Below are 8,342 nucleotides of genomic sequence, written 5' to 3'. Positions count from 1 at the left end.
CACCGTGTCGCGCGTCCTCAACGGCAAGGGCGAGCTGGACCTGCGGACCGCCGAACGCGTCCGGCAGGTGATCGAGGAGCTCGGGTACGTGCCGAGCGCCCGCGCCGTCGGACTGGCCCGCGGCCGGACCCGGATCGTCGGAATGCTGGTGCCGTCGCTCACCTGGCCGTGGATGGGCGAGGTCCTGCAGGGCGCCGTCGACGTGGTCGAGAGCGAGGGCTACGGGCTGCTGCTGTTCACCTTCAACCGGGGCGCGGAGTCCATGCAGCAGTTCGCGTCCCAGGTCTCGTCACAGTCGTTCGACGGCCTGCTCGTGATCGAGCCCGAGGGCACGCTCACGTACATCGAACAGCTGCACGCCCGCGGCCTCCCGGTGGTCCTGATCGACGACCGCGACAAGCGCCCGCAGTTCCCGTCCGTCGCCACCACCAACTACGCCGGCGGCGAGTCCGCCGCCCGGCACCTGCTGGAGCTCGGCCGTCGCCGGCCACTGGTGATCACCGGCGTCGAACGCTTCGGCTGCACCCACGAACGCCTGGACGGCTTCCGCGACACCTACGCCGAAGCCGGTATCGAGCTCGACCCGAGACTCGTGTACGAGGGCGACTTCACCTACGAGAGCGGGCGCCGCGGCGTCCAGCACGCGCTCGGCGAGCGGCTCGGGTTCGACGCGGTGTTCGCGCACAACGACCTGTCCGCCGGCGGCGCGATCCAGGCCGTCCGGGAGACCGGGCGGAACGTGCCGAGCGACGTGTCCGTGGTCGGTTTCGACGACATCCCGTACGCCGGGCACACCGAGCCGCCGCTGACCACGGTGCATCAGCCGATGCGCCAGATGGGTCAGGCCGCGGCCCGGATGCTGATGGGGTACTTCGGCGGCACCCCGCTGCCGGACGGCCCGCAAGTACTGCCGACGACGCTGATCGTCCGCAGTTCAACCGCCCCGAAACCTCGATCCCACCAGTAGCTCCGGCGGCGGGGCAGCTGCCCCTGCTCCGTCGCCGGCGTACTCGTTCGACCGGCTGTGAGCTCTTCCCATGAGAGCGCTTTCACGCCAGGATGCACTGGCCCACCGGCTCAGGGTGGGCCATCCGCCAACGGAACACAGGAGGAACCGATGCGAGCACGACGCACCGTCGCGCTGGCCCTCACGGGCCTGCTCGCCGCAGCCACCCTGGCTGCTTGTAGTAACGGGAGCGGGAAGGCCGCCGGCAGCAGCTCGGGCAGCGGCGCGACCGTACTGAACATCGGCATGCCGAACGGTCCGCAGACCGAGAACAACAACCCGTTCCTCGGCTCCTCCGCGGGTGCCTCGCTGGGCTACCGGTGGATGATCTACGAGCCGCTGGTGATGATCAACGGGATCAAGCCGACCGAGCCCGGCAAGCCGTGGCTGGCGACCGAGTGGAAGTGGGACGCCAACTACACCAAGCTGTCGTTCACGATCCGCGACGGCGTGAAGTGGTCCGACGGCCAGCCGCTGACCGCGGACGACGTGGCGTACTCGTTCCAGCTGCGCAAGGACCACGACGCGCTGAACACCGACGCGATCCCCTACGGCACGATCACCGCCTCCGGCAACAAGGTGGATCTGACCTTCCCCCGGTCGCAGTTCACCAACCAGAACAAGATCCTGACCGTGTTCGTGGTACCGAAGCACCAGTGGTCCACGATCGCGGACCCGACCCAGGACACCCTGAAGAACCCGATCGGCACCGGCCCGTACACGGTCAAGTCGTTCACCCCGCAGACCACCACGCTGACGCTGCGGGACTCGTACTGGCAGGACCTCCCGAAGGTCAAGGAGCTCCGGTACACGTCGTACAACGACAACAACGCGCAGACCACCGCGCTGGCGAACGGCTCGTCGGAGTGGAGCTTCGTGTTCGTCCCGAACGTGAAGGCCGTCTACCAGTCGAAGGACCCGAAGAACAACAAGCTCTGGTTCCCGGCGAACCTCGGCATCCACGGCCTCTGGATCAACACCACCCGCAAGCCCTTCGACAACCCGGCGCTGCGCCGCGCGATGAACCTGGTGATCAACCGCGACGACATCTTCAACCAGGGCGAGGCCGGGTACTTCTACCCGAAGGTCGAGTCCGTCACGGGCATCCCGACCCCGGCCGGTGAGTCGTTCATCGCGCCCGAGTACAAGGGCAAGGTGCACTCGGTCGACCTGGACGGCGCCAAGAAGGAGCTGTCCGGCGCCGGCTTCAAGCTCGAGGGCGACGTCCTGAAGGACCCGACGGGCAAGCCGGTGACGCTGACGCTGACCGACCCGGCCGGCTGGTCCGACTACCAGACCGATCTCGAGATCATCAAGGACAACCTGTCCACGATCGGGATCAAGGCGACCATCGACAAGGCCAACCAGGACGCCTGGTTCAAGAACATCGACACCGGCAACTTCGACGCCGCGATGCACTGGACCAACGGCGGCGCGACGCCGTTCGACATCTACCAGAACATCATGGACGGCAAGATCCTGAAGCCGGTCGGCAAGGGTGGGGTGAGCGGCAACTACGGGCGGTTCAACAGCCCGGAGGCGACCAAGGCGCTCGACCAGTACGCGAACGCCGCCGACAACGCGACCCGGACCGCGGCGCTGAACACGCTGCAGAAGATCATGGTCGAGCAGATGCCGATCATCCCCACCTCGGCGTCCAACGTCGGCGGTCTCTACAGCACGAAGAACTGGGTCGGCTGGCCCGACGAGCAGAACCAGTACGGGCCGGCACAGCCGACCCAGCAGAACGCTCTGCAGATCATCCTGAACCTGAAGCCGGCCGGCAGCCAGTAGCAAGCGGTGCACGGGCGCCGGACCGCGCTGGTCCGGCGCCCGTCGCCTCGAGGGGAGACTGATGACGGTCACCGAGACCGAGGTTGTTCTGGAGGCGGAAGGCCTCACCAAGCACTTTCCGGTACGGCGGGGCGTCCGCGACCTGTTCAGCCGCGACCACAAGGCCGTGCACGCGGTCGACGACGTGAAGCTCACGCTGCGCCGCGGCCGGGTGACCGCGCTGGTCGGCGAGTCCGGGTCGGGCAAGTCCACCGTGGCGCGGCTGATGGCCCAGCTGTACGGGCGGACCGCCGGCGAGATCCGGCTGCACGGCGAGCCGGTCACGGTCCGCGGCGGCCGGAAGTTCCGGGCGTACGCGCGCAAGGTGCAGATGATCTTCCAGGACCCGTTCGCCTCGCTGAACCCGACGCACACCGTGCGGTACCACCTGACGCGGTCGTTGAAGATCCACGGCCGCGCGGGGGATCTCGAGCAGAACCTGCGCGCGTTGCTCGAGCAGGTCCAGCTCACTCCCCCGGAGCGGTACCTCGACAAGTTCCCGCACGAACTGTCCGGTGGCCAGCGGCAACGGGTGTCGATCGCCCGCGCGCTCGGCGCCGATCCGGAGGCGCTGCTCGCGGACGAGCCGGTGTCGATGCTGGACGTGTCGATCCGGCTCGGCGTCCTGAACCTGCTCCGGGACCTCAAGGAACGGCTCGACCTCGCGATCCTGTACATCACCCACGACATCGCGTCCGCGCGGTACTTCGCCGACGAGACGCTGGTGATGTACGCCGGGCGGATGGTCGAGGGCGGCGACTCCGAGACGGTCACGCAGCACCCGGCGCACCCGTACACCCGGCTGCTGATCGAGAGCGCGCCGGATCCGGACCGGCTCGGGCAGCTGAGTACGCCCGAGGACCAGGCCGGCGGCGAACCACCGAGCCTGATCGCCCCGCCGGGCGGCTGCCGGTTCAACCCGCGCTGCGTGCACGCGATGCCGAAGTGCGCGACCGACCTCCCGCCCCGGTTCGAGCTGCCCGCCGAAGGCCATTGGGCCGCCTGCTGGCTCTACGCGCCGGAGGTGGCGAAGTGAAGTTCCTCCTGCAGCGGTTGGCGTTCTACGTCTTCACGGCGTGGGCCGCGCTGACGATCAACTTCTTCATCCCGCGGCTGATCCCGGGCGACCCGGTGACGTCGCTGATCAACAAGTACCAGGGCCAGCTGAGCACCGACGCGATCCAGTCCCTGTACGTCCTGTTCGGCCTGGACAAGCACAGGTCGTTGTGGAGCCAGTACGTCGCCTACTGGGGCCAGGTGTTCCGCGGCGACCTCGGGTTGTCGTTCACGTTCTTCCCGACACCGGTTTCGGAAATCCTTCGCCAAAGCCTGCCCTGGACGATCGCGCTGGTAGGTATCACCACGTTCGCGAGCTTCCTGATCGGTACGTCGCTGGGCGTGATCGCGGGCTGGCGGCGCGGGTCGATGATGGACGGGTTGTTGCCGGTGACAACGTTCCTGTCGTCGATCCCGTACTTCTGGCTCGGCCTGCTGGCGATCGCGCTGCTCGCCGGACCGGACAGCTTCTTCCCGTCGTCGGGCGGGTACGAGCCGGGTCTGGTTCCCTCGTGGACCTCCGGGTTCATCGGCAGCGCCGTACAGCACAGTCTGCTGCCGGCGTTCACGATCCTGATCTCGTCGGTGAGCGGCTGGATCCTGACCATGCGGAACATGATGGTGACGGTCGCGTCCGAGGACTACATCACGGTCGCGCACGCGAAGGGCCTGCCGGAGCGCCGGGTGATGGTCAGCTACGCCGCACGAAACGCGCTGTTGCCGAACGTTTCCGGATTCGCGCTGTCGCTCGGGTTCATCGTCGGCGGCACGTTGCTGGTGGAAATCGTGTTCTCGTACCCGGGCATCGGCTACAACCTGTTCCAGGCCGTCGGCGCGAAGGACTACCCGTTGATGCAGGGCGTCTTCCTGGTGATCACGCTGTCGGTCCTGGTGGCCAACCTGCTCGCCGACGTCGCGTACCTGTTCCTCGACCCGCGGACCCGGAAGGAGGGCTGATGACCGCCACGATCACCGCGGTGACACCCACCGCGACCGCCCCGGTCAAGCGCCGGCGGCTGCGGTTCGTCGCGAACCCGAAGGCCGCGACCGGCCTCGTCGTCCTCGCGTTCTTCTGCCTGATCGCGATCATCGGCCCGTGGATCGCGCCGTACGACCCGTCGGCGCGGAGCAGCGACCTGATCCAGGCGCCGTCCGGGAAGCACTGGTTCGGCACCACGCACCTCGGGCAGGACATCTTCAGTCAGGTGCTCGTCGGTACCCGCGGGGTGATGTTCGTCGGGCTGCTGGCCGGGCTCGTCGCGACCACGCTGTCGATCCTGATCGGGGTCAGCGCCGGCTTCCTCGGCGGGGCCGCCGACGACGGGCTTTCCGCGCTGTCAAACGTTTTCCTGGTGATTCCGGCGTTGCCGCTGATCATCATCGTGGCGTCCACGATCCCGTCCGCGGGCGACCTGATGGTTGCCCTGGTCATCGGTTTCACGTCCTGGGCGTGGGGTGCGCGAGTACTGCGGGCGCAGACGTTGTCGTTGCGCCGGCGGGACTACGTGGAGGCGGCGCGGGCAACCGGGGAGAGTACCTGGCGGATCATCACGTTCGAGATCATGCCGAACCTGACCGCGATCATCGCGTCCGGTTTCGTCGGTACGGTGATCTTCGCGGTGATGTCCGAGATCACGCTGGCGTTCATCGGCATCTCGACGATCTCCGAGTGGAACTGGGGAACCATCCTGTTCTGGGCGCAGTCGCAGCAGGCGCTGGCCCAGGGCGCGTGGTGGTGGTTCGTCCCGGCCGGCCTCGCGATCGCGATCCTCGGTACGGCGTTGTCGCTGATCAACTTCGGCATCGACGAGTTCGTCAGCCCGCGACTGCGGTCGAGCGGCCACACCCGCGTGCTGCGTCGTCGGGTTTTGGCGAAGGACGGCCGATCCGTACGGATGCGGGTCGGCTTCACTCCGGTGCTGTCGTCGCCTGAACCGGTGACCCCCGTCGTACGACGCCGTCCGGAGGAGGAAGTCGCGTGAAGACGCCGGTGCTGGAGATCAAGAACTTCCACGTCGACTACGGCCTCGGCTCGGAGGCGGTGCAGGCCGTCCGGGACGTCACGCTGACGTTGCACCGCGGCGAAGTACTCGGGCTGGCCGGCGAGAGCGGCAGTGGGAAGTCGACGCTCGCGTACGGCGTGACCCGGCTGCTGCCGCCGCCCGGCGTGATCAGCGGCGGGTCGGTCGTGTACCACCCCGCGTCCGGTGATTCGTACGACGTGATGGCGCTGACCGACGCGGAGCTGCGCAGGTACCGCTGGGCGGAGACGTCGATCGTGTTCCAGGGCGCGATGAACTCGCTGAATCCGGTGCACAAGGTCTCCACCCAGCTGCTCGACGTGATCAAGGCGCACGAGCCCGGGCTGACCGCCCCGGCCCGGATCGCCCGGGCGCAGGAGATGCTGAAACTCGTCGGCATCTCCGCGGACCGGATGGACGCGTACCCGCACCAACTGTCCGGTGGCATGCGGCAGCGGGTGATGATCGGCATGGCGCTCGTCCTCGAGCCGCAGGTCGTGATCATGGACGAACCGACCACCGCGCTCGATGTGGTGATGCAACGCCAGATTCTCGCCCAGCTCGTCGAACTCCGCGAACGCCTGGGCTTCTCGGTCCTGTTCATCACCCACGACCTGTCCCTGCTGGTCGAGTTCTCCGACCGCATCGCGATCATGTACGGCGGCCGCATCGTCGAGGAGGCGCGCTCGGCCGACTTGTACCGGGACTCCCTGCACCCGTACTCCGAAGGCCTGCTCAAATCCTTCCCCGCATTGCGAGGAGAACGGCGGGAGCTGTCCGGGATACCGGGTTCGCCTCCCGACCTGCGCGGTATGCCGTCGGGCTGCTCCTTCCACCCGAGATGCCCGCAAGCCTTCGACCGCTGCTCGACCGAGATCCCCGTCCTGGGAATCCCGTCCGCCCGCAACGACCCCGACCGCTCCGTCGCCTGCTGGCTCCCCGGCCGCACCGCCTAGAAAGACGAAGATGACATCTGCTGACCTTGCCGCGACCTTCCCCACCGGATTCCGCTGGGGCGTCGCGACCTCGGCGTACCAGATCGAGGGTGCGGTCAACGAAGACGGCCGTACCCCGTCCATCTGGGACACCTTCTGCCAGGTGCCCGGCGCGATCGACAACGCCGACACCGGCGACGTCGCGTGTGACCACTACCACCGGATGCCGGCGGACGTCGCGCTGATCAAGGACCTTGGCCTGGACACGTACCGGTTCTCGGTCGCCTGGCCGCGGGTCCAGCCGCGCGGCAAGGGCCCGGTCAACCCGGCCGGCATCGGCTTCTACGACAAGCTCGTCGACGAACTGCTTGCCCAGGGCATCGACCCGTGGGTGACGCTGTACCACTGGGACCTCCCGCAGGAGCTGGAGGACGCGGGCGGCTGGCCGGTGCGAGACACGGCGTACCGGTTCGCGGAGTACGCGATGCTGGTGTTCGACGCGCTGAAGGACCGCGTCGGCACCTGGACCACGCTGAACGAGCCGTGGTGCTCGGCGATGCTCGGGTACGCGTACGGCGTGCACGCCCCGGGGCGGCGCGAGTACCCGGCGGCGCTGGCCGCGGTACACCACCTGCTCCTCGGCCACGGCCTCGCGACGCAGGCGATGCGCGAGGCGTCACCACGCAAGCTCGACATCGGTATCACGCTGAACGTCGCCACCGCGTACCCCGCGAGCGACGCCGCTCCCGACGTCGACGCCGCGCGTCGGGCGGACGGGATGGGCCGCCGGATCTACCTCGACCCGCTCGTCCACGGCCGCTATCCGGAAGACGTCGTCGCGGACCTGGCCCGCGAGGGCGTCGAGCTACCGATCGAGGACGGCGACCTGGAGATCATCTCCACGCCGATCGACGTCCTCGGGGTCAACTACTACTTCAGCCAGAAGTTCACCGGGTACGCCGAGGACGGCAGCACGACCGATGCCGACGGCAACCCGGTGAGCCGCGACGTACCCCTCGGGAAGCCCCGGACCGCGATGGACTGGGAGATCGTCCCCGAGGGCTTCACCGACCTGCTCACCGGCATCGCCCGCGACTACCCCCGCCTCCCGATGGTCATCACCGAGAACGGCTCGGCCTTCGAGGACGTCCCCGACGCGAACGGCTACGTCGACGACACCGGCCGTACGGCGTACTTCACGTCGCACCTCGCCGCCGTCGCCGACGCCATCGCCCAAGGCGCCGACATCCGCGGCTACCTCGCGTGGTCCCTCCTGGACAACTTCGAATGGGCCTACGGCTACGTCAAACGCTTCGGCATCGTCCGCGTCGACTACGAAACCCAAACCCGAACCCCCAAGGCCAGCGCCCACTACTTGAAGGAGCTGGCCGAGCAGCACCGGGGGCGCCTGTAGACCCGGCTCTCCAGGCCATCACAATCAGCGATCCGCGCTGCCTCCACGCCTGCGCGACGGTCTCCACCGGGATTGAG

At 68.1% G+C, this 8,342-nt stretch carries 7 protein-coding genes; all 7 read left to right on the top strand.

Translation table 11 applies throughout. The features are described 5' to 3' along the window. The coding region (locus tag VFF46_RS21060) for a LacI family DNA-binding transcriptional regulator (RefSeq protein ID WP_325038883.1) at positions 1–967 on the top strand (967 nt) is incomplete at its 5' end. Positions 968–1,117: 150 nt separating this feature from the next. Further along, complete coding sequence (locus tag VFF46_RS21055; protein ID WP_325038882.1) at positions 1,118–2,800, top strand: ABC transporter substrate-binding protein; 1,683 nt, start codon at positions 1,118–1,120, stop codon at positions 2,798–2,800. A gap of 61 nt (positions 2,801–2,861) precedes the next feature. After that, positions 2,862–3,875 (top strand): ABC transporter ATP-binding protein, encoded by a 1,014-nt coding sequence (locus VFF46_RS21050; RefSeq protein WP_325038881.1) that lies wholly within the window; start codon positions 2,862–2,864, stop codon positions 3,873–3,875. Further along, positions 3,872–4,852 (top strand): ABC transporter permease, encoded by a 981-nt coding sequence (locus tag VFF46_RS21045; RefSeq protein ID WP_325038880.1) that lies wholly within the window; start codon positions 3,872–3,874, stop codon positions 4,850–4,852. Before VFF46_RS21050 ends, VFF46_RS21045 begins: the two co-directional genes overlap by 4 nt. Beyond that, positions 4,852–5,877, top strand: coding sequence for an ABC transporter permease (locus VFF46_RS21040; protein WP_325038879.1), 1,026 nt, complete (start codon positions 4,852–4,854; stop codon positions 5,875–5,877). The genes VFF46_RS21045 and VFF46_RS21040 overlap by 1 nt, the downstream gene beginning before the upstream one ends. After that, the gene (locus VFF46_RS21035; RefSeq protein WP_325038878.1) at positions 5,874–6,872 is read left to right on the top strand and encodes an ABC transporter ATP-binding protein; all 999 of its coding nucleotides are present in this window, start codon (positions 5,874–5,876) and stop codon (positions 6,870–6,872) included. The genes VFF46_RS21040 and VFF46_RS21035 overlap by 4 nt, the downstream gene beginning before the upstream one ends. Before the next feature lie 10 nt (positions 6,873–6,882). Continuing rightward, positions 6,883–8,265, top strand: a complete 1,383-nt coding sequence (locus VFF46_RS21030) for a GH1 family beta-glucosidase (RefSeq protein WP_325038877.1) — start codon at positions 6,883–6,885, stop codon at positions 8,263–8,265. The last annotated feature ends 77 nt before the right edge of the window (positions 8,266–8,342 follow it).

It is taken from the genome of Kribbella sp. (assembly GCF_035655035.1).
Taxonomy (GTDB): Bacteria; Actinomycetota; Actinomycetes; order Propionibacteriales; family Kribbellaceae; genus Kribbella.
The sequence above is the reverse complement of the archived record's forward strand: the minus strand, read 5'-3'. Positions and strand labels throughout refer to the sequence as shown.